The organism is Paenibacillus algorifonticola (assembly GCF_050481745.1).
Lineage (GTDB): Bacteria > Bacillota > Bacilli > Paenibacillales > Paenibacillaceae > Pristimantibacillus > Pristimantibacillus algorifonticola_A.
This window is the reverse complement of the sequence record NZ_JBCNGR010000006.1, coordinates 461284-486897: the sequence shown is the minus strand read 5'-3', so window position 1 is coordinate 486897 and position 25614 is coordinate 461284. Positions and strand designations below refer to the sequence as shown.

Here is a 25614-nt window from a genome sequence, read left to right as displayed (position 1 = left end):
GTGTCCCACATTCTTAATCCGGTTAGCGCTTGCTAGAATAGCCATGTAGATTTCAATTCAGGAAGGACGGCAGCAGAAACCATGGATAAACAAAAATATTTGAACCAAATAGCCGCAACCATTGCACAGGGACCTTATCGTGACGATTGGGAATCGCTCGGCGATTTTGAAATTCCGGCTTGGTATAAGCAAGCTAAATTCGGCATTTTCATTCACTGGGGCGTGTACACCGTTCCGGCCTTCGGCAACGAATGGTACCCGCGAAATATGTATATCCAGGGCAGCAAGGAATATGAGCATCATATTGCCACCTATGGCGAGCATAAAAACTTTGGCTATAAGGATTTTATCCCGATGTTTCAGGCTGAAAAATTCAACGCCGAAGAGTGGGCTGACCTGTTCCAGCGCTCGGGAGCGAAATATGTGATGCCCGTTGCGGAGCATCATGATGGCTTTCAAATGTACAAAAGCGCCATCTCCCGCTTTAACGCCTACGAAATGGGACCTAAACGGGATTTGCTGAATGAAATGAAAATCGCTTTTGAGCAAAAGAACTTGACCTTCTGCGCCTCGTCCCATCGTGCGGAGCACTGGTTCTTCCTATCGCATGGCAAGGAGTTTGAATCCGATATTCATGAACCGCTTGCGTGCGGCGACTTGTATTGGCCTTCTATGCCGGAGCCGGATCATCATAACTTATATGAATCCCCTCCGACCGATGAATATATGGAGGACTGGCTCATTCGCTGCTGTGAGCTGATCGATAATTATGAGCCGAAAGTTTTATATTTTGACTGGTGGATTCAGCATGCCTCGTTCAAGCCGTATTTGAAAAAGCTTGCGGCGTATTATTACAATAAATCCGCAGAGCTCGGCTTCCAAGGCATTATTAACTATAAGCATGATGCTTATATGCTGGGCAGTGCTGTTCCAGATGTGGAACGCGGACAATTTGCCGAGCTGAAGCCTTATTACTGGCAGACGGATACCGCTGTAGCCCGCAACTCATGGAGCTATACGCCTAACAATGATTATAAATCGCCGCTGGAGCTCATTCAAGATTTGGTCGATATCGTCAGCAAAAACGGCAATTTGCTCCTCAATGTTGGACCGAAAGCCGATGGCACGATCCCGCAGGAGGATCAGGACATTTTGCTTGCCATTGGCGGCTGGCTTAAGACGAACGGCGAGGCGATCTATGAAACGAGCTACTGGCGTACTTATGGAGAGGGACCGACGAAGGTGGAGGAAGGGCAGTTCACGGACGGTAAAAGCAAAATTTTCACGCCTCAGGATATCCGCTTTACCGTGAAGGGAAGCTGCCTGTATGCGACTGTGCTCGTCTATCCCGAGGACGGCGAGGTGAAAATTACGTCGCTGAAGGCGAAATCCCACGATTTCCAAGGCATCATTCAGCAGATCGAGGTGCTTGGCTTCGAGGAGCAGCCTGTCTGGGAACGCACAGCAGAAGCACTCGTGGTGAGGACGAATGGGGTTCGCAGCCCTTATCCAGTTGTGTTGAAGATTACAGTGGATTAATCGGATCAAGGTACGCATACATCTAAAAAAAGCAAACCCACCAACAGCCGGATAAAGGCTAGCGGTGGGTTTTACTGTTGACTTTTTTGCAAATGCTTATAATGCTCGTCCATTCCAATTATCCCTCAAAAATTCACATCAAAAATTTCACAGCCTAAATAATTCGTCCACTTTTTTTCGATCATAATCTAAAATCCAATCATTGTAATGCTCATATATCCACCTTAACGTCTCCACTTCTTCAGCTAAAATGTCCAGTCCTCTGTCATCATAGAGGTGAAAAATCGTTTTGTTTGTTTCATTAATGATATAGATGTCCCCAACAATAATAGGCTCAAGACCAGCCGAACGATTTGCAATCGCCTCTAAAAGAGGACTAATGTTCAAATTTTGAAGCTTCACGCGGGCATAGTACCTCACCGTCATAATATCATCCGCATCATGCGGGTCCTTGTATCGATATTCCTGCTCTTGTTTTGATACTTCACTTATATGAATGCCGCTAACATAATCATTGAAAGTCTTATACACTTCTTTTTCAAAAAGAGTAACCGGGTGCTCGTCCCAGCTGTCCATGAACAGCACAAAATAAATAAGATCATCGCGATGATTCACCGCATTAAATAAGGCCATCGCTCTACTTTTGACTTTCTCTGCTCTTGCCTTAGCAACACATACTTCTCCACCCATTTCAAATCTAATGCCTACTGGCGCATTATAAAATAACGGGCTTTTTAAAGGCAGGCCTTTAAAATAACGCCTTAAAAAGTGATCTAAATGAGATTCATTCACCCCATCATCACCACCCTCAAACCTTATTAATTTGCACTGGTCTGCGCATAAACCGTGTCTGATCCCGTTCAAAGCCGTATTGCTCATACAGACCGTGCGCGTCCTTCGTGCCGAGCAGCCCTGTCATCCCTTGGAATTCCGGGGCATTCGTTATCGTTTCTATCAGCTTTTTGGATATGCCCTGACCACGGTAAGCCTCCAGCACAAACACATCGCATAAATAATAGGTCGTTGCACAGTCGGTAATGATTCTGGCAAAAGCAATCATTTGCTCCTGCTCGTTCTCTAGCTCGTAAACGCCATAGCAAATGGAATTTTCAATTGATTTGATAATCTTCTCAGCAGGCCGATTATTCGCCCAATAGCTGGTTGCTAAATAATCCACGACCACCTGCACCTGAATACGCAGCTTATCATCACTCACCACATATGATTTGAAATTCAGCTCCATATGGCACCTCCAACGATTTAAATCTCTAATGTTAAAAATAGTATAACCGCTCTTTCCCACCTCCACCAGAAAATCGTTGTATAATAAACACAGCTCTATTGAAACGCTTCAATATTTGCTTAGACATATAAAATACGACCATTGCGAGGGAAAAACGATGTTTGATCCAACCGTATTCGATAATTTGAAGGTTGCTTTTGAGAATCAGCTGTACGATCTGGATACGCTGGACGAAACGATTCAGATAACAGGCCGCAAAGATACGATGGAAATGTCCGTGATGGGACGAGCCTTCAGCCTTGCCTTCCATTTGACCGGGCAGGAAGCGGTAACCGCCGAGCTGCGGCTCGAAGCCTCCTTGAAGGAGCTGGCTGCCGAGCTATTGGAGCTGCCGGGAGAGGCGCCCGGCTGCGAGCTGAGCTTGCTTTTTCATATGAGGGTGAAGGATTTCGAGCAACAATGTCCGCAGATTGAAGCGGTATTTCAGCGGATTTGGCCGGAAAATCCCGTCCCTGTGCAGACGCTCAGCTTTGTTTACTCAGAGGGGGCGGCGACACATAAGAATGAGATTAAGCTGCCGTTCAAGCGCAAAATCAACGAGGAGCAAATGGAGGATATTTCGAGCCTGCTAGAGCATGTTCTGTTGACACTGCGAGCACTGGGCGAGTTTTCCACTGCAAGCATTGTGGAGAAATAAGCGGCCCTCCGCATAACAGGCTAACCATTCCATAGCCAATACAGTCCACATCAGCATAGAAAGAAGAGCCCGCGGCCAATGCGGGCTCTTGCTCTTTGCACCATTTTCACAATCCATCGTTTATTTAATCAGATCTACAGCATCCTGCGGCACAAACGCATCGGTTCCGTTGTAAACGATAACGCCGTTAAGGCTCGATTTCTTCCCGTTCAGGACGGCGATGTTTTTGTATATTTGCAGCTCCAGCTTCTGGCTGCCCTTCGTCACGAGGATGGCAGGGTTTTTCGCATCCTTCAGGTTGAGCTCGTATTTCGCACCTTTAGCGGTGAAAGCCTGCTTCGCTGGTACGAATAGCTGCTTGCTGACCGCATCCAGATCAAGATCCAGAACGCGGGCCATATACTTCGCAACATCGGTGTTGTCGATGACGCCAAATGGCCGGTCATTATTCGGAGCGTACGTGTACAGCACTACATCTCCACCTGTATGTCCGCCAGTTGTCCACCCAATACCTGCGCGCTTGCTGATCATCGGGCCTACTGCATAATTCATTCTGCCCGGCTCCGCAGCCTTAATCGCGGCCATTTCCTCCGAAGTCAAATCCGAAATGCCATAATATTGTTGCAGCACCGATTTAATGTTCGTTCTCTTCGCATCCAGCTTCGCCTCCAAGCCTTCACCCGTCAGCTTCGCTTTCTTCAGCGGGCCGATGAAGGTGGACAATGGCTCTTTATCGTAAGTGCCTGTCGTTGCAGCGTTGCCAATCGTCAAGCCCCCATTGCCATGGTCGGTAACAGCAACAACAGCTGTCTGCTTGTCCTTTTTCGCAAAATCCAGCGCTACCTTAACCGCATTATCAAAGGCCAGCACATCGCTGATAATACCGATTGGATCGTTGGCATGAGCGGCCCAATCCACCTTGCTGCCCTCTACCATGAGGAAAAAACCGTCTTTATCCTGGGAAAGGATGTCGATCGCTTTTTGCGTCATATCCGCGAGACTTGGCTGCTTAGCGGGATCGCGGTCCATATCATAGGACAGGCCCGCCGGAGCAAACATGCCCCACAGCTTGCCCGATTTGGAGGCCTTCATCGCCGCTGGCGTCGTCACATAATCGTAGCCAAGCGCTTTAATGGAAGAAACCAAATTTTCACCATCGCTGCGGCCAGACGGAACCAAATAATCGCTGCCGCCGCCTAGTACAACATCCACCTGATTATATACCTGCTGCTTGCTCAGGGCATCGTAGTTTTTACGGTCTGGGTAGTGGGCGGTAAAATCAGCCGGAGTCGCATGCATAATTTCCGAGGTTGCAATGATGCCCGTCGCTTTTCCCGCAAGCTTGGAGGCTTCCAGCACAGAAGCGACAGGCTTGCGCTCATCGCCCGGTGCAATCGCCTTCTGGCCTGGCATTGTAGCCTTATCCGGCAAAACGCCAACAAACCCCGTATGCGATTTATGTCCAGTGGCAAAAGCGGTACCCGCAGGGGCAGAATCCGCAATCGGCGCATCTGCCGAGTGGGTGCGGACCATGCCGCTCGCCATTTGATCAAGCGTTAACGAAGAGCCTTTATACCATCTGGCGAGCGCCGTTGCATCATTTGCCATGCCGTCAGGAATGAGAATGATCACATTTTTAATTGGCGATTGCTCATCCTCTGCGCTCACTCCGCTGTTTCCCCCTACAGTTGTTACTGCCACAATAGTCGCTACGGCAAGTGCCACCTTGGCTGCACGAGCATGGAACCTCTTTAACATGTACATCCCCCTATTAACTAGATTGGATTGGATATTGCTTCAACACAACTAGTCTATAAGAGAATTGATAGGGGAATGTAAAGATGGCCTTGACGTTTTGTAAATTTACATCAATTACCCAAATTTAGTTTATCGCTTGAATCCCTACGTATACATGCGTTTTTTCTGCTTTTTTCAACTTTATTCAACAAATTTTTTTGATAAATTCAATAAAACATCTTCCCTCCACATAATTTTCCATGGTAGTATTATACTATTGAGCAAAAAGACCTATTTTTATTTTCTTCCAGATTGAGTACATAGTCTTAATGTTTTAGGTCCTATGCACAATATGCAATTGTTTTACAAACAGAGAATAGATAAGGGAGAGAGTTATGATGATTGGCAATATGGCAAGCAAACGTATTTCTGTCGCACTTGTTTTTGCAATGGTCTTATCGATTTTTTCCACGAACTACATCGCATTTGGGGCAGAGGCAGCCTCCTCCTCCGTGTCGTTCACCGACATCGAGAAATCTTATGCCAAGGATGAAGTAACCGCTCTAGTAGAAAAAGGTATACTCGGCGGTTATGGCGATGGCAGCTTTAAGCCTTCGAACTCCATTACACGCGCCGAGCTAGCTAAAGTGCTTGTGCTCGCTCTAGGTAAAGAGCAGGATGCTTCAAGCGCCGCATCTTTCAAAGATGTTGACAGCAAAAGCTGGTATAGCGGCTATGTTGGCGCACTGGTGAAATCCGGCATTACGCAAGGCATTTCCGCCGACCAGTTCGCTCCGAACAAAACCGTTACACGCGAGGAGCTCGCTGTATTTTTTGTTCGTGCCTTTGGCTTGGAGCAAGCTGCTCTAGCGGTACCGCTGGATGAGAAGCTAACGGACATCTCCACCGTGTCGACATGGGCGAAAAGCTACGTTTCCTTTGCCTATCAAATCGGCTTCATTAAAGGCGTAGCCCATGCAGACGGCACGACTCGCTTCAATCCTTCTGGCGTAGCTGATCGTCAAGCTTTAGCACGTCTAGCTTACGAATTCGTCTTCAACAAGACGACCTATGAGCTGGCAGCAGCTTCGCTTGGTGCAACTGCTACACCAGCACCATCTGCTGCACCGACTCCAACAAATCCGCCGAAGTCATCAGACAGCAGCAGTGGTGGAAACAATGGCGGGAGCAATGGTGGAAATAACGGTGGCTCGACGAGCACTTCCATTAATACTGCAGGTGAGCACACGCTGGGTGCAGTTACAGGCGATGTACGCATCTACGCTGCCAATGTAACGCTTAAAAACACAACGATTACGGGTAATCTGTTCTTGGAAACAAGCATCGGCAATGGCGATGTAACGCTCCAGAACGTTACCGTTAGCGGATCGACGACCATCAATGGCGGCGGCCCTAACAGTATTCACGTACAAAACTCCACTCTGGCAACCGTCATTGTAGACAAGCAAGACGGAAGCATTCGTCTCGTATTGGAGAACGGAACAGATGTGCAGCAGGTTACCATTCGCTCTGGCGCGATTATCGAAACACAGCCGGGGGTTGGACAAGTTGGAAACATCAATATCTCAAGCAACGTTCCACATAATGCGCAAGTTTCGTTAAACGGCGTATTTAATTCGGTTTCCGTCTATGCCGAGCAAGCAGCCATCACGCTAGGCGAGAACGGCTCTATCGGTCAAATGAATGTGTTCGCAAGCGCACTGAATACTGTTTTCCACCTCGAACAAGGCTCTAACGTTGCAAATGCCGTACTTGATGCGATTGTTTCCTTCCTTGGACAAGGTTCGATCACTGATGCAGTGGTCAATGCAGACGGCGTGGACTTCAGCTCGCTGCCAAGCCAGCCAAACCTGCAAGCAGATCCTGCGGTTTCCAGCATCATTGCGGAGCCTGCACAAGGCTTTGAGCTTTCAGCTATTGGAGCAACTCGTCAAATCGTTGCTACGGGCGTGAAATACACGGCTAACGCTAAAGATATTACAACGCATTCCAACTGGACCAGTTCAGATGCTTCTGTAGCCGAAGTTGTGTATGGCAAGGTTAAAGCGGTTGGCGAAGGTACGACCTACATTACAGCAACCTATGGCTTGTACAATGTACAGGTTCCTGTAACGGTAGCCGTTTATGAGCAAGGGTACCCGACGATTTCGGCGGTACAAGTGACGAACGGCACAGTTGATGTTTCTTTTGATCAGCAAGTAGATGATGTGAATCTGTCTGATTTCGCAATTTCCGCAACGGTGAACGGCGCAGCTTATGAGCTGAGCGGCTTGCAATATGCAGATGGCAAAATTACCTTTAATCCCGTTCAAAGCTATGGCTCTACGCTGTACGTTCATGTTGAAGCGAATGAAGCTAAGACCAAGTTCGCAGGCAGCCAAAGCGGCTCGGTTAAACTGACAGGCTTTGGCGGTACCATTATTGATGTTGCGCGCAATCCTGTAGCTAACCTGACGATTGAGTTCCGCAAAGGTCTTGGCGCTACAAGCGGTCCCGTTGTTGGAACAGCTGTAACCGATGCTAACGGAAGATATTACATTTATTTAGCTCCTGGCATTTACACAGGTGAGCTGGGCGGCGTAGGCACGCCATATGTAACGACCTATATGACCGCAGTATCGGCTGTCAATGTAAATAACCAGAATGAAAACCAAACTGCAATCGGCATCCCGTCTGAAAATGAAACGCGTATCGTATTAACGTGGGGCAAGGACCCTGCCGATCTGGATTCGCATCTAATTGGACCAGCCGTACAAGGCGGAATCTTTCACACTTGGTATGGGAGTAAAATTTATAATTATAACAATTCCAAAATGGTTGATCTAGACTTGGATGATGTAACCTCGTATGGACCTGAAACCACTACGATCCGTAAAGACACAAACGGCACGTACACTTTCTATGTGCATCACTTCTCCGGAGCAAGCACGATTTCGGCTTCCGGTGCGAAAATCGAAGTTTACCGTGGCTCTTCCCCTACACCAATTAAAGTGTACGAAGTACCAACGGATAAAGGCAACGAGCTTTATTGGACGGTATTCACAATGACCATCACGGACGGTCAAGTGACATTCACGGATGTTAATACCTTCTCGAATACGAGTCCTGCAAGCGGTCTGAACTTTGTAGATAACAATAGACCTTCTGATGAGCAAGAGCAAGTAGAAGAGCAGGAGCCACAACCCGAGCAAGAGCCACAACCTGAGCAGCAGCCAGAGCAACAGCCTGATCCACAAACAGCACCTTAATCCTTAATAGGATGCAAAAAAATTACGCAGCGTTATCGCCTTAAGCTTCAGGCAGCTGCTGGGTGAACCATCAAAAAACAGCATGACCGCTGAATCGGTCATGCTGTTTTTTCTTTTTTAACTATAGGCTTGCTCCTCTCGCCTACCCGTTGCGCCCTTCGGCAAACGTGTCGACCACCAAACCCACCAGATCAGCAGCGGCTGAAACAAATGATTTCAAGCCGCATACATTAGGGTCGGGATCTACTTTCAACTAATAATCCTGTATAATAGTGTTAACTATCTTCACATGAGGGGGTGGACACTATCGTACAAACGCTGCTGCAGCCGACAATCCGCGATATTTTAAAACGGCCGCTGTTCCAGAAAGCCGAGGTGCACGCAAGTGAAGAAGCCTTAAACCGCACCGTCAGATGGGTTCACATTATGGAGGTCATTCAAGCTGGCCGGCTTTTAAGCGGCGGCGAGCTTATTTTGACGACGGGCATCGGCTGGCAGGATGATGCAGAACGAAGCCTGATTTTTCTACAGCAATTGCTCGATTCCGGCGCATCTGGACTGTGCATTGAGCTGGTCACTTATACCGCCAGACCGCCGGTACGCATGCTGGAGCTGGCAAAACGCGAGCATTTCCCCATTCTCCTCTTCCACGAGCAAGTCCGCTACATAGATATCACCCAAGATCTGCATGCCTACTTCATTAATCAGCATCATCAAATGGTGTCCGAACTGGAGGCATTATCCAGGCAGCTCGGTCAGCTGCTCTTGTCCGGCAAGGGCTTGAGGCCTCTTCTGGAGCTGCTGCAGCAAACAACGGCCGCACAGGTCGCTTTTTTTCCCTTGAATGCCGAAGCTCAGTTTGTCCCCTTCATGACGAAAGCGAAAGCCGACAAATTTTACGAGCGGTGGATTTACAATGAAATGTTCCCCGCTCCGCTGCTGAGCCAACAGCTTGCTCATCGGCCCATTGTGGCGCTCGGCCATCTATTCGCTGATTTGCTCATTCACGCGAAGCAGGAGCTGACTGAATTTCAAATTCTTGCGCTGGATCGCTGTGCGACTGCGATAGCCCAGGAAATGATGCGCACCCAATATGTCGAGGAAAAACGCCGCTACCAAGACGATCTCTGGCTTGGAGACTGGCTTTCCGGCAAGCATGACCTAACCGAAATCAATGATTATATTCGCCATAGTAAACCGTCAGCCAAGCTTGGCTGCGTAGCGGTATGCGTGTTTCAGTTGGAAGTCTCGCACATGGAAGCGACGGATTTTGAATCGCTGCTGCTTCAGCGCTACCGGGTGGCGCGGGCGATTTTTGAGGGGGAGGGCTTTTATTTGCTCTCGCTGCTGCTGCAAGGGCAAATTGTGTTTATTTTGCTGGATCAGTTGGATCAACTGGATCGCCAAAAGTGGAAGGAGCGCCTGCTGCAAGCGGTAGCGCGGCTGCGAAAGACGGAGATGAAGCAGGAGCCAGCGCTCTTCTCCGGGCTTTGGGGCATTGGCAAGCTGGCCACACAGCTCGACCAAGCAGCGGATAGCTATGCAACTGCGAAAGAAACGCTTGCTATACAGCGGGATGCCGGGCCGCTGCCAGCCCCCTTTTTCGACGAGCTGCATACGTACAAAATCATTTTCGCGCTGAAAAAAAGCGGGATGCTGGATGAGCTGATCCGCGAATACATTGAACCGCTTGCCACCTATGATAAGGAAAAACACGGCCAGCTGCTGCTGACGCTGAAAACCTATTTAATCCGCTCTGGCTCCAAGCAGGATACAGCCCGCGAGCTGTTCATCGCCCGGCAGACGCTTTATCATCGCCTTGATAAAATCGTTGCGCTGCTGGGCAAAGATTTTATGAACGCCGATAAGCGGCTCGCCATTGAACTCGCTGTTAACGCCTATGAATATACGCGCGGAGCCATCCGCTAAAAGGGGCAGCGGATGGCGAGGATTATGCTGATGGCGCAGCGCCTGGGCTGGAAGAGGATGCAGCAGCCGATGCCCGGGCCTGCGCCAGCTGCTTGATCAGCAAATTGGTTAAATATTTGCGCGCTTCGGCAGTAAGCAGCTGCAGCGTTGCGGCTTCGCCTCCCGGATGCTGGAGCGTTACCGTCGCTCCGCTCAAATTCTCCTCAATGTGGATAAATTTAAACTGCCTGATCATATAACCGTCCAGCTTCGCCTTCTCCTCCAAAACCTGCTGATATGCCGACACTCTGAGCCCTCCTCGCTATCATTGAATCTACTAATTGCTGCTTGTGCCAACCGCTTTATAAGAAGCAGCAGGCAGTTCCCCCTGCACGGGCTGTTTGTAGGGCGCACGCTTCACATATTGTCCGGCGCCTGCCCGTCCGACGAAGGCTAAATCGCGAATAACAAACTCGCCGCGAGAGAGCACGCTGACCGGGGCTCCCGTTACAGCTATCCCTTCAAACGGATTATAGTCCACATTCATATGATGCGCTGCTTCCGAGATTACCCTCTGGATCGTCGGGTCGAAAATCACAATGTCGGCATCGCTGCCTGCCGCAATCGTGCCCTTGCGTGGAAACAGTCCGAACAGCTTCGCGCTGCGCGTCGAGACGAGATCGACAAACTGGTTCAGCGTCAATCGTCCTTTTCCCACGCCTTCAGAATAAAGCAGCGAGAAGCGGTCTTCGATGATCGGCCCGCCATTCGGAATTTTGCTGAAATCTTCACGTCCGAGCTCTTTTTGCCCGCTGAAATTAAACGAGCATTGGTCCGAGCCGATCGTTTGCAGCCCGCCCGTGCGCAGCGCATTCCACAAGACGTCCTGATGCCGGGCCTCGCGCAGCGGCGGCGACCATACATACTTGGCTCCCTCAAAATCCGGCAGCTCCAAATACGATTGGTCGAGCAGCAAATATTGCGGACAGGTCTCTCCCCAGACGTCAAAGCCCTGCTCTCTCGCCTCGGCAATCGCTTTTACCGCCTCCTCGCAGGTGACATGCACGACGTACAGCCTCGCTCCAGTCAAGCCCGCAAGCTTCGCGGCTCTTCCCGTCGCCTCTCCCTCAAGCATCGATGGGCGGGTCAGCGCATGATAGATTGGCTCCGTATGCCCTTCCGCCAATGCCTTGGCAATGAGATATTCGATGACATCGCCGTTCTCGGCATGCACCATAACCATCGCTCCCAGCTCGCTTGCCGTCAGCATCGTACGATAGAGCGTGCCGTCGTCGGCTTGGAACACATTTTTGTAAGCCATAAACACCTTGAACGACGTAATGCCCTCCGTGTAAACAATATCCGGCAGCTCGGCCAGCACCGCATCGTTGATTTCGCCAATCATCAGATGGAAGCCGTAGTCGATTGCCGATTTTCCAGCTGATTTCGCGTGCCACTTCTGAATCGAATCCGCCAGCGGCTTTCCTTTATCCGTCAGGCAAAAATCAATAATCGTCGTCGTTCCGCCAAACGCGGCAGCAATCGTCCCCGTCTCAAAATCATCCGCCGTCACCGTACCGCCGAACGGCATATCCAGATGCGTATGCGGATCAATGCCTCCGGGAAACAGATATTTTCCCGACGCATCGATGATTTCCGCGCCGATAGCTGCACCAGCAGCTTCCAGCCCCGTCCCGATAGCCTGAATGATGCCCCCCTCAATCAGCACATCCGCCTGATACGTGTCCGCAGCCGTTACAATCGTTCCATTTCGAATGAGCTTCGTCATCTTCTCCATATGCTACACCGTCTCTCTCGCACTTGATTTGGCATTCCCTTCGCTGCCACCCATGCCCGCAATTGCCTGCTGGCGCTCATTCCAAGACATCGGCAGCTCAGAAGACGGCACCTCTACCATTGAGATTGCTCCTTCGACGGGGCAAACGATGGAGCATAAATTGCAGCCGACGCAATCCTCTTCCCTCACTTTCAAGAAAGCGCGCCCGCCTTCGTCCGTATGCCGCTCGATACACTGATGCGAGGTATCCTCGCAGGCGATATGGCATTTGTTGCATACGATACACTCTTCCTCATGGATGCGGGCAACGACTTGATAATTCAAATCGAGATCGCCCCAGTCCGAATAGCGGGAAACCGATTTGCCGATCAGCTCCATCGCCGACGATAGTCCCTTATCATCCAAGTAATGGTTCAAGCCGTCGATCATGTCCTCGACAATGCTGAAGCCATGATGCATCGCTGCCGTACACACTTGAACGCCCGTTGCGCCCATCAGCATAAATTCGACCGCATCGCGCCAATTCGAGATGCCGCCGATGCCCGAAATCGGGATGTTCACCTGCGGATTACGGGCGCATTCCGCAACCATATTCAGCGCGATCGGCTTCACGGCAGGACCGCAATAGCCGCCATGCGCCCCCTTCCCGCCCACATGCGGAATCGTCAGCCAAGAATCCAGATCGACGCCAGCGAGCGAGTTAATCGTGTTAATTAAGGAGATCGCATCTGCGCCGCCCCGCGTCGCCGCCTTTGCCGTCGCCGTAATATCGGTAATATTGGGCGTCAGCTTGACGATAACCGGCGTCTGCGCAACCTCCTTCGCCCACATCGTCTGCGCTTCGACCAGATCCGGCTGCTGCCCGGAAGCAGCCCCCATGCCGCGCTCCGCCATGCCATGCGGACAGCCAAAGTTCAGCTCAAGGCCATCTACGCCAACCGCCTCGACCTTTTTGACGATTTCATGCCATTTCTCGCGGCTTGGCTCGACCATCAGCGAAGCGATGACGGCATGATTCGGGAACCTCTTTTTTGTCTCATAGATTTCCTTTAAGTTGACCTCCAGCGGACGATCCGTAATAAGCTCAATATTGTTGAAGCCCGCAACCCGCTGCCCGTTGAAATGTACGGCGGCAAAGCGCGAGGATGTATTGATAATGGGATCGCCCAGCGTCTTCCACACCGCGCCGCCCCAGCCTGCCTCGAATGCGCGCTGCACCTGGTAGCCCGTATTGGTAGGCGGCGCAGATGCCAGCCAGAAAGGATTTGGAGATGCAATACCCGCTAGATTAATGCGCAGATCAGCCATTGTCGTTCCCCTCCTTATGCCTTCGATAAGATGCGAATTTGCCCAGCTGCGTTTTATAGCGGCGTGGCATTGATTAATGAGCCTGCTGCCTTGTCGTTCCCCTGCAACAGTCACATACTGGATTTCACCGCATGCGGAGCTGACCCAGCCCATTTTGACGCCGCTTTCCTTATGCCGGCTCCTCCTGCAGCTTGATTAACTGCTTATAAATAGCATAAGCTGCCTTCTTGCCCTGCTGGGCGGCCGAGACGACCATCGCCTCTCCTTGGCCTTCACCGAAAATAACGTCCCCAGCAGCAAAAATTTGCGGATCGGACGTTTGATAGCTGGTCTCGTCGACCGTTACAATGCCGCGTTTATGCGCGATGCCTAGCTGCTCGATCAGTGGAAGATGGCGCGTTTGTCCAATTGCTAAAACAACAGCGTCCACTTCCAGCCTGAACGTCGAGCCGGGAATCGGTACGGGAGCCGCCCGCCCTTCCTCCGTTTCCTCCAATTCCATCATGAGGCATTCGAGTGCCGTCACTTGCCCCTTGGCATTCCCGATAATGCGAGCTGGTGCCGTCAGCCACTGAAATTCAACGCCATCCTGCTTGGCGAAATCATATTCGAACGCATAGGCCGTCATTTCGGCGGCGCTGCGGCGGTAGACGATTTTCACATTCATGGCGCCGAGTCGTACCGAGCAGGTCGCCGCATCAATGGCCGTGTTGCCTGCGCCGATAACGGCGACACGTTTGCCCGCTATGTCGGTTCGCACAGCCGTTTTCGTCGACTCCACAAAATCAATGGCGTCAAATACGCCGTCCAGCGTTTCGCCTTCAATGCCAAGCGACGGTACCTTCGACATGCCAATGGCCAGCACGAGGGCATCATATTCACGGCGCAGCTGCTCTATGCCCACATCTGCGCCAACCTTTGTATTCGTCCGAATTTCTACACCCAGCTGCCGCACTTGCTCAACCTCCCAGAGCGAAACCTCCTGCGGCAGCCGGAAGGAGACGATGCCATACGTATCTAGACCGCCCGCCTGCTCCTTCGCCTCAAACACGGTCACGGCAAAGCCGAACCGCGCCAGCTCCCGCGCCGCCGACAGCCCGGCTGGGCCGCCGCCAATAATCGCGACGCGCTTGCCATTGCTCTTGCCAGCCGTGAACAGCTGCTGCTCATTATGAATCGCCCAATCTGTGGCGTAGCGCTGCAAATCACCAATGCGAATCGGCGTGGAGGAATGATTCAGCACGCATGCACCCTCGCACAGCTCCTCGGTTGGACATACGCGCGAGCAGGTCGCGCCGACCGGATTGGCATCCATAATCGCTCTGGCGGAGCCCTTCAAATTGCCGGAAGCGATCTTTTTAATAAAAGAAGGGATATTGATGCCTGTTGGGCAGGCCGTAATGCACGGTGCATCATAGCAATACAAACAGCGATTCGATTCATCGATCGCTTCCTTCGGCTTCATGCCTGCCTTCACCTCGGCAAAATTGCGCCGGAGCGACTGCTCCGATATAAAGGCGATGCCCATAGCTGCTTCCCCTCCTCTTTTTGAACCGCCTAATTGTGATGAAAATGAACCACTATCCGCTTATTCGCTTATCCATTTGTCCGTTTACACTCACAAGCTGACGAGATTATCATACGTCTCCGGGCGGCGGTCGCGGTAAAACTGCCATACCTCGCGGACCTCGCGAATCAGCTCTTTATCCAGCACGCCCATGACGATTTCCTCCTTATCCCGGCTCCCGATTGCCGTAATCGCCCCACGCGGATTGACCAAATACGATTGCCCATAAAACTCGCCCATATTCCAAGGCTCCTCTGTTCCCACGCGGTTGATCGCTGCAACATAATAGCCATTCGCCACCGCATGGGCGGGCTGCTCCAGCTTCCACAAATACTCCGAGGTTCCCGCAACCGTCGCCGATGGATTAAACACGATTTCCGCTCCGTTCAGCCCCAGTGCCCGCGCCCCTTCGGGGAAATGGCGGTCATAGCATATATAGACGCCAACCTTGGCGTACGCCGTATCAAAGACGGGATAACCGAGATTGCCCGGTTTAAAATAAAACTTCTCCCAAAAGCCGCTCCCGCCGCCGCCCGCAGCAACATGGGGAATATGATGCTTGCGGTATTTGCCAAGATAAGCGCCATCCGCATCAATAACGGCAGCGGTGTTGTAATAAGTGGCGATGCCCTCCCGCTCGTAAATCGGCAAAATGATGACGATGCTGCATGCCTTTGCCAGCTCCTGAAAAAGCCGCGTCGTCGGCCCGTTCGGAATTTCTTCCGCAGCGGCATACCATTTCGTCTGCTGCTCCGCGCAAAAATAGGGGCCATAAAAAATTTCCTGAAGCGATACGATTTGCGCGCCTTGAGCCGCAGCTTCCCTTATCATGCGGATATGCTTCTCTATAGCAGCCGCCTTATGCGTCTGGACAGACTCGCCGCCATGCAGTTCGTTCGCCGCTTGAATTAAAGCAATCGACACCTTGCTCATCCCGTTTTCGCTCAAGCCACCTCACTCCTTCCCCTTAGCAATGTGCACAGCCGCGCGGTACAGCAGCTCAGCTCCAAGCGCAATATCCTCCGGCGCGGCATATTCCCGCGGATTATGGCTAATGCCCTCCTTGCAGCGGACAAAAATCATGCTGTAATCGCACACGTAAGACATCGTGAGCGAATCGTGAAACGGCCCGCTCATCAGCTCTGGCGGCGCAAGTCCCATGCCCGCAGCCTCGCGGTGCAAAATCGTCTTCAGCCAGTCCGCGCAATATCTCGGCTCGCTGTTCGTATCCTCGCGTATCGCATACGCGAGGCCATGCTCCACGCTGACCTGCTCGATTACCGCTCGCAGCTCCCGCTCCAGCTCGTTTCTCCGCTCCAGCTCAATGTCTCGGAAATCAACGGTAAAGCTGACCTTCTCCGGTATAATGTTGCGCGAATCCGGGAAAACAGCGACCGAGCCGACGGTGCCGACCGTCGGCTCACCCGGCTCGCGCCGCGCCAGCTCATCCAGCGCGACGACAACCTTGGCGCAGCCGACCATCGCATCGCGGCGCATCGCCATCGGTACCGATCCAGCATGCCCGGCGAAGCCGGTCATTTCGACCGTCCACCAGACGGGGCCGGAAATGCCGCTGACGATGCCGATTGGTTCCTTTTTCGCCTCCAGTATGGGGCCCTGCTCGATATGAAGCTCCAGAAAAGCTCCGATTGTTCCCGCCTCAAAGGAATAGCTGTCATATTGTGCCGGATCACAGCCGAATTGCAGCAGCGCTTCCCTGCGAGTTACGCCGTTTTTATCGGCTCGCTCCAGTTCCCCCTCCTCCAGCTTCCCGGTCATTCCCCTTGCGCCGAACAGCCCTTTATTGAAGCGGCAGCCCTCTTCATCGCAAAAGGCGACGACCTCTACATTCATCTCTGGCCTAATGCCGCGCTCCGCCATCGTCTGCACCGCTTCAATTGCGCCGAGGACGCCAATGACGCCGTCGAATCGGCCCCCATAAGGCTGCGAATCAATATGCGAGCCCAGCATAAGCACAGGCGCCTGCTCATCCCGTCCCTTATACACACCGATTAAATTGCCGAAGGGATCGATTCGCGCCGTCATGCCTGCTTCCTCCATCCAGCCCTTTACGAGCTCCACTCCCGCACGGTCCTCCGGGGATAATGCGAGACGGCATACGCCTGTTTCACCAATCTTGCCGATCGCGGCCAGCGCCATAATCCGCTGCTGAAGCCGCTCCGCCTGAATGTGATGCTTGTTCTCCTTAGCCTGAAGCGGCTTCATGCCGCATCCCCTCCTCTGACGTATCGCCTGCGGCTCCGAAAACGGCCAGCAGCGTATCAATAATAAAGGCGATATCTTCATCCGTCGAAGAAAGCGGCGGACTGAGCGTCAAAATATTCATAAAGCCCGGGACGGTATCCCCGTTTTTGCCAATGAGCAGCCCCCGCGCCTTGCAATCTGCGATAATGCCCGCAACCAGCGCGGCAGACGCAGGATGCTTCGTCTCCTTATCCTCGACCAGCTCGATGCCGACGGCGGAGCCGAAGCTCCGAATTTCTCCGACATTCGGATGCCGGAGCAGCGGCTTCATGCGGCTGCGCATCCGCTTGCCCATTAGCGCCGAGCGCTCTACTAACCTTTCACGCTCAATAATTTCAAGGTTTTTCAAGGCAACGGCACAGGACACTGGATTGCCGCCAAACGTATTGACATGGCGGAAGTGGCTGTCCGGCCCTGCTTCCTTGAAGCTTGCATACAGCTCGGCGGATACAGCCGTTGCGGATAAAGGCGAGTAGGCGCTCGTCAGCCCCTTCGCCATCGTGACGATGTCCGGCTTAACGCCATAATTGTGGTGCCCGAATTTTCGCCCCGAACGGCCGAAGCCGCAGATGACCTCATCGACAATCAGCAGGACGTCATGCTTGTCGCATATGGCTCGCAGCTTAGGCAAATAGCTGTCCGGCGGCACGAGCATGCCGCCCCCGGTAATGACGGGCTCAACGATAATGCCGGCGACGGAGTCTGCCCCTTCCCAGATGATCGCGTCCTCATAGGCCTGGGCGCATTGCAGCTCGCAGGCACCACTCGTCTGGCCGAATGGGCAGCGGTAGCAATAGGGCGGCGGCACGTGGGAGAAGCCCACTCCGAGCGGCTCGTATTTTAGCTTGCGCTGCGCCTGCCCCGTTGCGCCTAGCGCTCCCATCGAGTTGCCGTGATAAGCACGGTGGCGCGAAATGAACTTGTGCTTGGTCGCTTTTCCACGTTGATGAAAAGCTTGGCGGGCGATTTTGAAAGCAACCTCGTTCGCATCAGATCCGGAGTTGGAGAAGAAAATCCGGTATTCCCCCTCCAGCCAGTCTCTCAGCTTCGCCGCCAGCTCAATGCCCGGGACATGGGATTGAATGAGCGGCGAATAAGCCAGTGTCGTCATTTGCGCAGCAGCCGCCTCGGCAATTTCCTTCCGCCCGTGTCCCACATTGACGCACCATAGCCCCGACATGCCATCCAAATAGCGATTGCCGTCCACATCCGTGATCCAGCTGCCCTCCCCTGACGCGACAATCATCGGATGATCATTGTGAGGTGTAATATGATGCCATAGGTACGCCCGATCCTTTTCCAGCAGCGCTTCCTTTAGCGCACTTGCTTGCGTGGCTGCATGCTTAGCTTCATCATCCATTGCTTCGTGGATATCCATCAGCTTCTTCATCCTTCCCGCCGACTGCCGTCTATGTGCTCGATCTGCCGTTTATGTTGTCTATGCCCTATAACAGCCATTTATGCACGAGCCCAAGAGGTTCTTTCATTCCATAAGGCTCGCTTTCTCGCAGTCTCAAAGTCCCGCACCGCTTAAGGCTTAGGGCTTCGCCGCATCCGCCAAAATCGTCTTATTGACTGCCACCGCCAAATCCGGCTCCTTCTTGATCAGCCCGTATTTCAGCGAAATATCGACCGTCCGCTGCACAGCCTCGTCTACGAACGAGCCCACCTGCGCCTCTGTAAAGCCTTCCGGCTTGACCAGCTTGGCCATTTCCATCAGCATCGTCGCCTGATGCTCCTTCGTCGTGCTGCCTTCAGTTACGGCTTTCATAATGATGTCAACCGATTCCGGCTGATTGGCAATGGCGTAGTTCCAGCCCTTCATCGTCGCGCGAATCGCTTTAACGGCGGTTTCCCGGTTCTTTTTCAGCCAATCGTCCTTCACGACCAGCGTATCCTCCAGCATGCCGACGCCCGCATCCTCAAAATCGTAGACGTACAAATCGTCTTCCTTCACACCGCTCTCGAGCACAACATGGTATTCGTTGTAAATCGTCGAAACGGCCACATCCAGCTGCTTATTGAAAAATTGATCCATCGTGAAGCCCTGCTTCACAAGCTCCACGTCCTTTTTGGGATCGAGGCCATTTTTCTCCATGAAGGCGAGCACTTGAAACTGCTGGCTGCCCGTCCACATGCCGACCTTCTTGCCCTTCATCTTCGCCGGCTCGTCGATGCCAGACGCTTTGTCGGCGACGAAGCGGTAGGAGCTTTTCTGAATAAGCTGGGCGACCGAAACGAGAGGCAAGCCGTTATCCCGGTTGACCAAAAGACTGTCAAAGCTCGTCACCCCAATATCCGCCGCCCCATTGACGACCTGCTGCTCAATGACGACATCCGGGCCGCCGGGAATAATCTCGACATCGAGCCCCTCCTGCTCATAGAAGCCTTTTTCCTTAGCGACAAAAATACCGGCGAATTGCGCCTGCGGCACCCATTTCAGCTGAATTTTCACCTTCGTAAGCGGCGCCTCAGCCGCTGCTTCTGATCCAGTAGGCATCTGGGTGCTTGCTGGCTCACTGCCTCCGCCGCCGCAAGCCGCCAGCAGCAAAAGCCATGCCATTGCCATCATCGCCAAGCTTTTTCCTCGGTTTCTCTTGATCATGAAGACCATTCCTCTCCCTATTGAATCGTATCTATTTATATGGGTCATCCCTAGCTGCTGAAACTGCGACTGAGACTGAGACTGAGACTGAGGATTAAGCTTAGGCTGTAGCTGTGGCGGGGCGAGGTCGGCAGGCCCGCGATCAGGCAGGCGGATCTACGAGGCTCCGTAAGAAGGGAGCTACCGATTGCGCTGCGCAACATGCCACGGAATAGCAAGCTTCTCTGTAAGCTGCACAAGGTAAAAAAGCACAATGCCGAGCGCAGCGGCAATTGTTATGCAGGACCAGGCAAGCGGCATATTGCCGAGCTTGATTTGATCGGAAAGCAGAAAGCCTAGCCCCCGTGACGAAATAAAAAATTCGCCGACAATGGCGCCGATGATGCTCGTCGACATATTGATTTTCAGTGCGGTAAAAAAATGCGGCATTCCGTTTTTAAAACGAAGCTTTATAAATACGGAGCGGCGGCTTGCTGCATACACATGCATCAGCTCCACATACATGGGATCAATGGAACGCAAGCCCTTGTAGGCGCCGACTGCCATCGTGCTCATGGTCATAACGGAGACAATAGCTATTTTGGAAGCTGCTCCGCTGCCAAACCAGTTGTTCATTACGGGAGCAAGGGCAATAATCGGGACGGCATTCAGTGCCGCAAGCATAGCGATGCCGCCATTTAGAGCTTTCGGAGCAAAAGACGCAGCGGAAGCGGCGATTAGCCCCAGCAGCGAGCCGACCAAGCAGCCCATGATGATTTCCATCCCGGTAAACAGCGAATAGCGCCACAACATTTCAGCATTTTCTTGAATGGACGAGGCAATCGCCGACGGCAGCGGCAGCTGATATAACTCCAGCTGAAACAGCTTATGGAATAGGCCCGTTTGCCAAGCCATCAGAAAAAGCAGCCCGAACACCAGCGGCAGCAGCCACGCCTTGCTTCCTCTTCGCCTTCGCCCCTTCTTCACTCGTCTACCAGCGTTCTCCCGCGACAGCACCGCAGATTGATTCGCAGGCACAGCAGCCATCTCCTTCATCACTCGTCCCTCCCTTGCGAGCGGAACTCTGGCTGCCATGGCGTAATAAGTCGCTCCGCCATACTAATAGCCGCGAGCAGCAGCAAGCCAATGGCTATGCTCATTAACACCGTAGCCCAGAACATGTATACTTGGGCGTTCCCATAATAGAGCGAGCTAATCATCAGCACGCCAATGCCGTTCGGCGCCCCCATCAGCTCCACAATGATTGATGCGGTTATAGCAAGCGGCGCAGACAGCTTAAGTCCGGCGAACAGGCCGGGCAGCGAGGCTTGGAGCTTCAGCTTCAAGTAAAGTGTCCATGTTGAGGCCGCATAAGAGCGCATGAGCTCTTCCTGCTCTAGCCGAATGCTCTGCAAGCCGCGCAGCGTATACAGGGCAACCGGGAAAAAGGTAACGTAGCCCGACATCAGCGTCCGCGACAGCGCCGGATCATGGACGATGCCGTAAATGATTGGCGCAAGCCCGATAATAGGCACCATTTGCGAGGCGATCATATACGGCGACAGCGTATGCTCAAGCGTACGGGATAAGCTCATCAGCACCGCGAGAAGGAAGCCGACCGCACAGCCAATGGCGAAACCCAGAAGCGAATTGCCGAATGTAATGGCACCCTGCTCGGCTAAAACAGGCCAATACTGCACAGCTGCATTCAATACTAGATGCAAATAAGGCAGCTTTGAAGCTGGAGCCAGCAGTTGCCATACATCAGCTATAAGCCAAGCAAATGCTTCCCATAGCAACAGCACGCCCACTGTCCACAGAACTACATTCCGACTGATTCCCCATTGCCTATACGATTTGCTCGTCAAGCGAATCACTCTCCTCATGGAAGCAGCTCCGCACCAAATCGGTCATCGCATGAAACTTATCCGTTCTGCGAGTATGCGCGAAGCTCCCTTCCTCCCGCTCAACCTTGATAATGGAATGAATACGACCCGGATGGGCCGATAAAATGACGATCCGATCGGATAAATACACCGCTTCAGGAATGCTGTGGGTGACAAAAACGACCGTTTTATTCGTTTGTTTTTTAATATCAAGCAAATCAAGCTGCAGCCGCTCCTTCGTAAATTCATCAAGTGCAGAGAAGGGCTCATCCATCAGCAGCAAAGGCGGATCAAGGGACAAGGCCCGAGCAATCGCGACCCGCTGCTGCATGCCTCCGCTAAGCTGCCACGGATAGTGGTTTTGAAATTTGGAAAGGCCGACAAGCTCTAGTAAATGCGTTGTTATTTCAGAATATTCAGACTTTTTAAATCCCATTATTTCCAGCGGCAGCTCAATGTTGTCCTTGACCGTGCGCCATTCGAACAGCGTAGCATTTTGAAAAACGATGCCGAATTTGCGGCGCAGGCGCGCCTCGCGGGGATGCTGACTGCCAATCGTAATTTGGCCCGAGGCTGGCTCCAGCAAATCGGCCATTAGACGCAGAAGCGTCGATTTGCCGCAGCCGGATGGGCCGAGGAGCGAAACGAATTCGCCCTGGCGGACGTCAAAGCTTACATTTTGCAGCGCAACCACCTTGCGGTCCCCGCTGCCAAAATACATGGATATATCGTCGATACGAATTTCCACTGGTTGATTTTCCTTCGGAGCGTCCATGCCATCCCTCCTTCTCTTCAATCAACGCTATCTTTGTGTAATATTATATAACACTCAGTTTTAATTACATTAGACAGAGTGTTACATAATCACAATAATCCATTTTACATAATGTCCAATTCTTGTACGAGTGGCTGATTTCTGCGTGCTGCCGTTGGGATTTATGTGCAATTACCTTACCTATTGATACCGTTAATAATTAAGGCTATCAGCTATTTATGAGGTATAGCTTCTACTTTTGCTCTGCTCGTCACTAAATCTACATTCCCAAAGTCAACCTCATGCTCTTTGATCCAGGGGTAATCCAGGGGATTGCTTCATGCATAAGGATACAAAAATGGCCCCGGAGCGGAGGGCACAGCAGCCGTCCTTTCGACAGAATCGCGGGTTAGGCCACAAGCGGCGGACTCAGGAGCAGCTATTTCAAAGAATCACGGGTATGGTACAGTGGTGGACTCAGGAGCAGCTATTTCAACAAAATCGCGGGTATGGCGCAAGTGGCGGACTCAGGAGCCGTTAATGGACTGCTAATCGCCATTTTGAAGGGTTTAGAAGGGCAATAACGGATTTCCTGTCCGCTTGCGACTCGAAATCAGCTTAAATGCCCAAATAGCGGAACCTCAGTCCGCCAAAAAGGAGGGAGCGTCCCTAGCTGCACAGTCTCAGCAATACTGTTCCCGGCAACTACCGCACGCTGCGCTCTCCCAGCCATGAATCGTCAGATGAAATTGGCCATGAATAAGCGGTACGCAAGGCGCAGCTGGCCTCAGTAAGCCGACTCCGATTTGCATGCACACCCTAGAGTCCGTTCCTTTCTTGAATGCATGTTTACACAACATAAACCGCGCCCACACCATGAGCAGGGGCCCATGCCGGCAGCGCGGTTTTTTTCGAAATGAAAGCTATGCTATGAACTAATTCCCCCAAAGCCGCCTAGCTATCCCCCGCCGCATAATCTAACCAATCGAACAGCGCAGGAGCAGCGCTGCGCCTGCCATTACCCGTCGCATACAAGCCGAAGTATACCGCCAGTGAAGCCGCCCGCGACCTCCATCGCAAGGAGGCAGCATTCCCCGCTTCCGAAAATTTGCAGCTCGCCGCCTGGCAGCATATACTATCCTGCTGGCGCGAAATGCAGCGCTGTCTGCACCGAGCAATGGAAATGCTGCTGCCGTCTGCCAATGAAGGCCGGAGAATCAGCCTCGTTCAGCGTTACCTAGGATACGGTCGGCAGGCGGTGAATATCAGCCCTTCACCGCTCCATCCGTCACTCCGGCTATAAATTGGCGGTTGAAAAACAGAAAGATTAGAAACAACGGCAGCGTAGCCATAACCGAAGCCGCCATAACCAGCGATTTATCCTGAAAATAGGACGACGTGTCCAGGCGCAGCAGCGCCACCTGCACCGTCAGCATCTCATTGGATTTCATCACAATCGACGGCCATAAATAGTCATTCCACGCCCCCATAAAGGTTAAAATGCCAAGGGTCGCATAGGCGGGAGCAATCGCTGGCACAGCTATTAAGGCATACAGCTGCAGGTTTCGGCAGCCATCGATTCGCCCCGCCTCCACCAGCTCACTGGGAACAGCAGCCTCGATATACTGCCGCATGAAAAACACCCCAAAGGCACTGACCATTCCCGGTACAATGACCGCGCGATAATCATTCAGCCATTGCAGCTTCGTAATAATCAAATATTGCGGGATAATGCCGAGCTGTGCCGGAATCATCAGCGTCCCGAGTACGAACAGCAGCATAAAGCCTTTTCCCGTAAAATTCAGCCGGGCAAAAGCGAAGCCTGCCAGCGAGCTGAGCAGCAGCATGGATATCGTGATGCTGACTGCAATAATGGCCGTATTGCCCATCGTCCGCAGAAAATCGACATTTTCATTATTGAAAATTTTATCGAAGTTTTCCGCCATTCGATTGCCATAAAACACCTTCGGTGGTATCGCCGAAATTTCGCCAACCGTACGGGTAGAAATGACGCTCATCCAATAAAAAGGAAAGACCGAGAAGAGGACAAACAGCAGCAGCAATACATAAACGATGGAACGCCCCGTCTGATTTCGCATGGTCGCCTCCTACCTCCTTAGCTTTCCTACAAGCAGCGAATTAAATAAAGCAAACAACAAGATAATGATCAGCAGCAAATTGGCAATCGCAGAAGAATAGCCGAAGGCATGGTCGGTAAACGCTGTTTTGTACAAATACATGACAACGGTCAGCACCTGATTGTTCGTACCGCCATTGACCGCCGCATTGGTGCCTGCCAAATCGGACATGAAGGCGAACGGCTCCGTGAATAGCTGGAGACCTCCTGTTGTAGCAATCAGCGTCGAGAAAATAATCGTCGGCGTCAGCATCGGAATCGTAAGGCGGAAAAACTGCTGCGCTTTGCTTGCCCCATCAATGGTCGCTGCTTCATATAAATCCCCGGGAATGCTTTGCAAGCCCGCCAGCTGAATGACCATATGGAAGCCGAGGTACCGCCAGAAGACGAGAGCCGCAACAGCGAGCTGCGTAGCCCACGGCGCCCCCGCCCAATCGATTCGATCGAGGCCGAGCACCGTAAGCAAATAGTTGAACAAGCCATATTTCACACCAAACACATTGGCAAAAATCAGGCTCACTGCCACAAGCGAGGTAATATTAGGCAAAAAGATAAAAAAGCGGAACATGCCTTTTCCTTTTATAAACGCCTGATTCAGCAGCACCGCCAGCAATATGGCGAACAAAATTTGAAAGGGCACCGATTCAAACCAAATTAAAAAGGTGTTGCCGATTGATTTCCAAAACAAGGGGTCCTCCATCAACAGCAGCCGATAATTCCGCAGCCCGACAAACGTTCGATCCCCGAGCATATCCCATTTGAACAAGGAAATATAAATGGTATACAGCATCGGATAGAAGCCAAATACCATAAAGATCGCAAAAAACGGCAGCGTGTACAAATAACCGGAAATATGGTCGCTCATTCGTTGATTAAATCTGCGAGCGCCTCGCCCATTCCTCATTTCCCTCTCCACTTTCCA

Annotated in this window: 21 protein-coding genes; 4 read left to right on the top strand and 17 right to left on the bottom strand. The window is 52.1% G+C overall.

Annotated elements, in window-relative coordinates:
- Positions 1–81 precede the first annotated feature (81 nt).
- Complete coding sequence (locus tag ABEW34_RS05640; RefSeq protein ID WP_430155730.1) at positions 82–1539, top strand: alpha-L-fucosidase; 1458 nt, start codon at positions 82–84, stop codon at positions 1537–1539.
- Between the two features lie 147 nt (positions 1540–1686).
- Here ABEW34_RS05640 and ABEW34_RS05635 read toward each other — a convergent pair whose 3' ends face one another.
- Positions 1687–2331, bottom strand: coding sequence for a DUF3885 domain-containing protein (locus ABEW34_RS05635; RefSeq protein WP_430155728.1), 645 nt, complete (start codon positions 2329–2331; stop codon positions 1687–1689).
- 16 nt (positions 2332–2347) lie between these two features.
- Positions 2348–2782 carry a GNAT family N-acetyltransferase gene (locus ABEW34_RS05630; protein ID WP_430155726.1) on the bottom strand — a complete coding sequence of 145 codons (435 nt, stop codon included), beginning with the start codon at positions 2780–2782 and terminating at the stop codon, positions 2348–2350.
- A gap of 157 nt (positions 2783–2939) precedes the next feature.
- Between ABEW34_RS05630 and ABEW34_RS05625 the strand changes: the two genes are divergently transcribed.
- Positions 2940–3479 carry a hypothetical protein gene (locus ABEW34_RS05625; RefSeq protein ID WP_430155724.1) on the top strand — a complete coding sequence of 180 codons (540 nt, stop codon included), beginning with the start codon at positions 2940–2942 and terminating at the stop codon, positions 3477–3479.
- 120 nt (positions 3480–3599) lie between these two features.
- Here ABEW34_RS05625 and ABEW34_RS05620 read toward each other — a convergent pair whose 3' ends face one another.
- The gene (locus ABEW34_RS05620) at positions 3600–5237 is read right to left on the bottom strand and encodes an alkaline phosphatase (protein ID WP_430155722.1); all 1638 of its coding nucleotides are present in this window, start codon (positions 5235–5237) and stop codon (positions 3600–3602) included.
- A 374-nt stretch (positions 5238–5611) separates the two neighbouring features.
- Here ABEW34_RS05620 and ABEW34_RS05615 point away from each other — a divergent pair, with 374 nt between their 5' ends.
- Complete coding sequence (locus tag ABEW34_RS05615) at positions 5612–8485, top strand: S-layer homology domain-containing protein (RefSeq protein ID WP_430155719.1); 2874 nt, start codon at positions 5612–5614, stop codon at positions 8483–8485.
- Positions 8486–8782: 297 nt separating this feature from the next.
- A complete protein-coding gene (locus ABEW34_RS05610; RefSeq protein ID WP_430155716.1) occupies positions 8783–10414 on the top strand; it encodes a PucR family transcriptional regulator in 1632 nt (543 codons plus the stop codon).
- 22 nt (positions 10415–10436) lie between these two features.
- Here the strand turns inward: ABEW34_RS05610 and ABEW34_RS05605 are convergent, their stop codons facing one another.
- The 14 genes from ABEW34_RS05605 to ABEW34_RS05540 form a co-directional block, all read right to left on the bottom strand.
- On the bottom strand, positions 10437–10700 hold the full coding sequence (locus ABEW34_RS05605; protein WP_430155714.1) for a hypothetical protein: 264 nt from the start codon (positions 10698–10700) through the stop codon (positions 10437–10439).
- A 30-nt stretch (positions 10701–10730) separates the two neighbouring features.
- Entirely contained in the window at positions 10731–12182 is a 1452-nt protein-coding gene (gene hydA, locus ABEW34_RS05600) for a dihydropyrimidinase (RefSeq protein ID WP_430156191.1), read from the bottom strand.
- A gap of 12 nt (positions 12183–12194) precedes the next feature.
- Positions 12195–13499 (bottom strand): NAD-dependent dihydropyrimidine dehydrogenase subunit PreA, encoded by a 1305-nt coding sequence (gene preA / locus ABEW34_RS05595; RefSeq protein ID WP_430156188.1) that lies wholly within the window; start codon positions 13497–13499, stop codon positions 12195–12197.
- 169 nt (positions 13500–13668) lie between these two features.
- Complete coding sequence (locus tag ABEW34_RS05590) at positions 13669–15027, bottom strand: NAD(P)-dependent oxidoreductase (protein ID WP_430155711.1); 1359 nt, start codon at positions 15025–15027, stop codon at positions 13669–13671.
- 90 nt (positions 15028–15117) lie between these two features.
- A complete protein-coding gene (locus ABEW34_RS05585; RefSeq protein WP_430156186.1) occupies positions 15118–15999 on the bottom strand; it encodes a nitrilase-related carbon-nitrogen hydrolase in 882 nt (293 codons plus the stop codon).
- A gap of 21 nt (positions 16000–16020) precedes the next feature.
- The gene (locus tag ABEW34_RS05580) at positions 16021–17292 is read right to left on the bottom strand and encodes a M20 family metallo-hydrolase (RefSeq protein WP_430155710.1); all 1272 of its coding nucleotides are present in this window, start codon (positions 17290–17292) and stop codon (positions 16021–16023) included.
- Positions 17273–18691 carry an aspartate aminotransferase family protein gene (locus ABEW34_RS05575; protein ID WP_430156183.1) on the bottom strand — a complete coding sequence of 473 codons (1419 nt, stop codon included), beginning with the start codon at positions 18689–18691 and terminating at the stop codon, positions 17273–17275. The genes ABEW34_RS05580 and ABEW34_RS05575 overlap by 20 nt, the downstream gene beginning before the upstream one ends.
- A 177-nt stretch (positions 18692–18868) precedes the next feature.
- Entirely contained in the window at positions 18869–19936 is a 1068-nt protein-coding gene (locus ABEW34_RS05570) for an ABC transporter substrate-binding protein (RefSeq protein WP_430155709.1), read from the bottom strand.
- A 180-nt stretch (positions 19937–20116) separates the two neighbouring features.
- Positions 20117–20971, bottom strand: coding sequence for an ABC transporter permease (locus tag ABEW34_RS05565; protein ID WP_430155706.1), 855 nt, complete (start codon positions 20969–20971; stop codon positions 20117–20119).
- Positions 20971–21801, bottom strand: a complete 831-nt coding sequence (locus tag ABEW34_RS05560; protein WP_430155704.1) for an ABC transporter permease — start codon at positions 21799–21801, stop codon at positions 20971–20973. The genes ABEW34_RS05565 and ABEW34_RS05560 overlap by 1 nt, the downstream gene beginning before the upstream one ends.
- A complete protein-coding gene (locus ABEW34_RS05555; protein ID WP_430155702.1) occupies positions 21764–22576 on the bottom strand; it encodes an ABC transporter ATP-binding protein in 813 nt (270 codons plus the stop codon). The genes ABEW34_RS05560 and ABEW34_RS05555 overlap by 38 nt, the downstream gene beginning before the upstream one ends.
- Before the next feature lie 1114 nt (positions 22577–23690).
- The gene (locus tag ABEW34_RS05550; protein ID WP_430156181.1) at positions 23691–23759 is read right to left on the bottom strand and encodes a hypothetical protein; all 69 of its coding nucleotides are present in this window, start codon (positions 23757–23759) and stop codon (positions 23691–23693) included.
- A gap of 61 nt (positions 23760–23820) precedes the next feature.
- The gene (locus ABEW34_RS05545) at positions 23821–24654 is read right to left on the bottom strand and encodes a carbohydrate ABC transporter permease (protein WP_430155700.1); all 834 of its coding nucleotides are present in this window, start codon (positions 24652–24654) and stop codon (positions 23821–23823) included.
- Between the two features lie 9 nt (positions 24655–24663).
- Positions 24664–25608, bottom strand: coding sequence for a carbohydrate ABC transporter permease (locus ABEW34_RS05540; RefSeq protein WP_430155697.1), 945 nt, complete (start codon positions 25606–25608; stop codon positions 24664–24666).
- Positions 25609–25614 lie beyond the last annotated feature (6 nt).

What these genes read in the sequence shown, in the direction of transcription:
- ABEW34_RS05640 (WP_430155730.1), top strand. Translation starts at nt 82, where the DNA reads ATGGATAAACAAAAATATTTGAACCAAATAGCCGCAACCATTGCACAG.
- ABEW34_RS05630 (WP_430155726.1), bottom strand. Translation starts at nt 2,782, where the DNA reads ATGGAGCTGAATTTCAAATCATATGTGGTGAGTGATGATAAGCTGCGT.
- ABEW34_RS05625 (WP_430155724.1), top strand. Translation starts at nt 2,940, where the DNA reads ATGTTTGATCCAACCGTATTCGATAATTTGAAGGTTGCTTTTGAGAAT.
- ABEW34_RS05620 (WP_430155722.1), bottom strand. Translation starts at nt 5,237, where the DNA reads ATGTTAAAGAGGTTCCATGCTCGTGCAGCCAAGGTGGCACTTGCCGTA.
- ABEW34_RS05615 (WP_430155719.1), top strand. Translation starts at nt 5,612, where the DNA reads ATGATGATTGGCAATATGGCAAGCAAACGTATTTCTGTCGCACTTGTT.
- hydA (WP_430156191.1), bottom strand. Translation starts at nt 12,182, where the DNA reads ATGACGAAGCTCATTCGAAATGGAACGATTGTAACGGCTGCGGACACG.
- preA (WP_430156188.1), bottom strand. Translation starts at nt 13,499, where the DNA reads ATGGCTGATCTGCGCATTAATCTAGCGGGTATTGCATCTCCAAATCCT.
- ABEW34_RS05590 (WP_430155711.1), bottom strand. Translation starts at nt 15,027, where the DNA reads ATGGGCATCGCCTTTATATCGGAGCAGTCGCTCCGGCGCAATTTTGCC.
- ABEW34_RS05585 (WP_430156186.1), bottom strand. Translation starts at nt 15,999, where the DNA reads ATGAGCAAGGTGTCGATTGCTTTAATTCAAGCGGCGAACGAACTGCAT.
- ABEW34_RS05580 (WP_430155710.1), bottom strand. Translation starts at nt 17,292, where the DNA reads ATGAAGCCGCTTCAGGCTAAGGAGAACAAGCATCACATTCAGGCGGAG.
- ABEW34_RS05575 (WP_430156183.1), bottom strand. Translation starts at nt 18,691, where the DNA reads ATGGATGATGAAGCTAAGCATGCAGCCACGCAAGCAAGTGCGCTAAAG.
- ABEW34_RS05570 (WP_430155709.1), bottom strand. Translation starts at nt 19,936, where the DNA reads ATGATCAAGAGAAACCGAGGAAAAAGCTTGGCGATGATGGCAATGGCA.
- ABEW34_RS05565 (WP_430155706.1), bottom strand. Translation starts at nt 20,971, where the DNA reads ATGAAGGAGATGGCTGCTGTGCCTGCGAATCAATCTGCGGTGCTGTCG.
- ABEW34_RS05560 (WP_430155704.1), bottom strand. Translation starts at nt 21,801, where the DNA reads ATGAGGAGAGTGATTCGCTTGACGAGCAAATCGTATAGGCAATGGGGA.
- ABEW34_RS05555 (WP_430155702.1), bottom strand. Translation starts at nt 22,576, where the DNA reads ATGGACGCTCCGAAGGAAAATCAACCAGTGGAAATTCGTATCGACGAT.
- ABEW34_RS05545 (WP_430155700.1), bottom strand. Translation starts at nt 24,654, where the DNA reads ATGCGAAATCAGACGGGGCGTTCCATCGTTTATGTATTGCTGCTGCTG.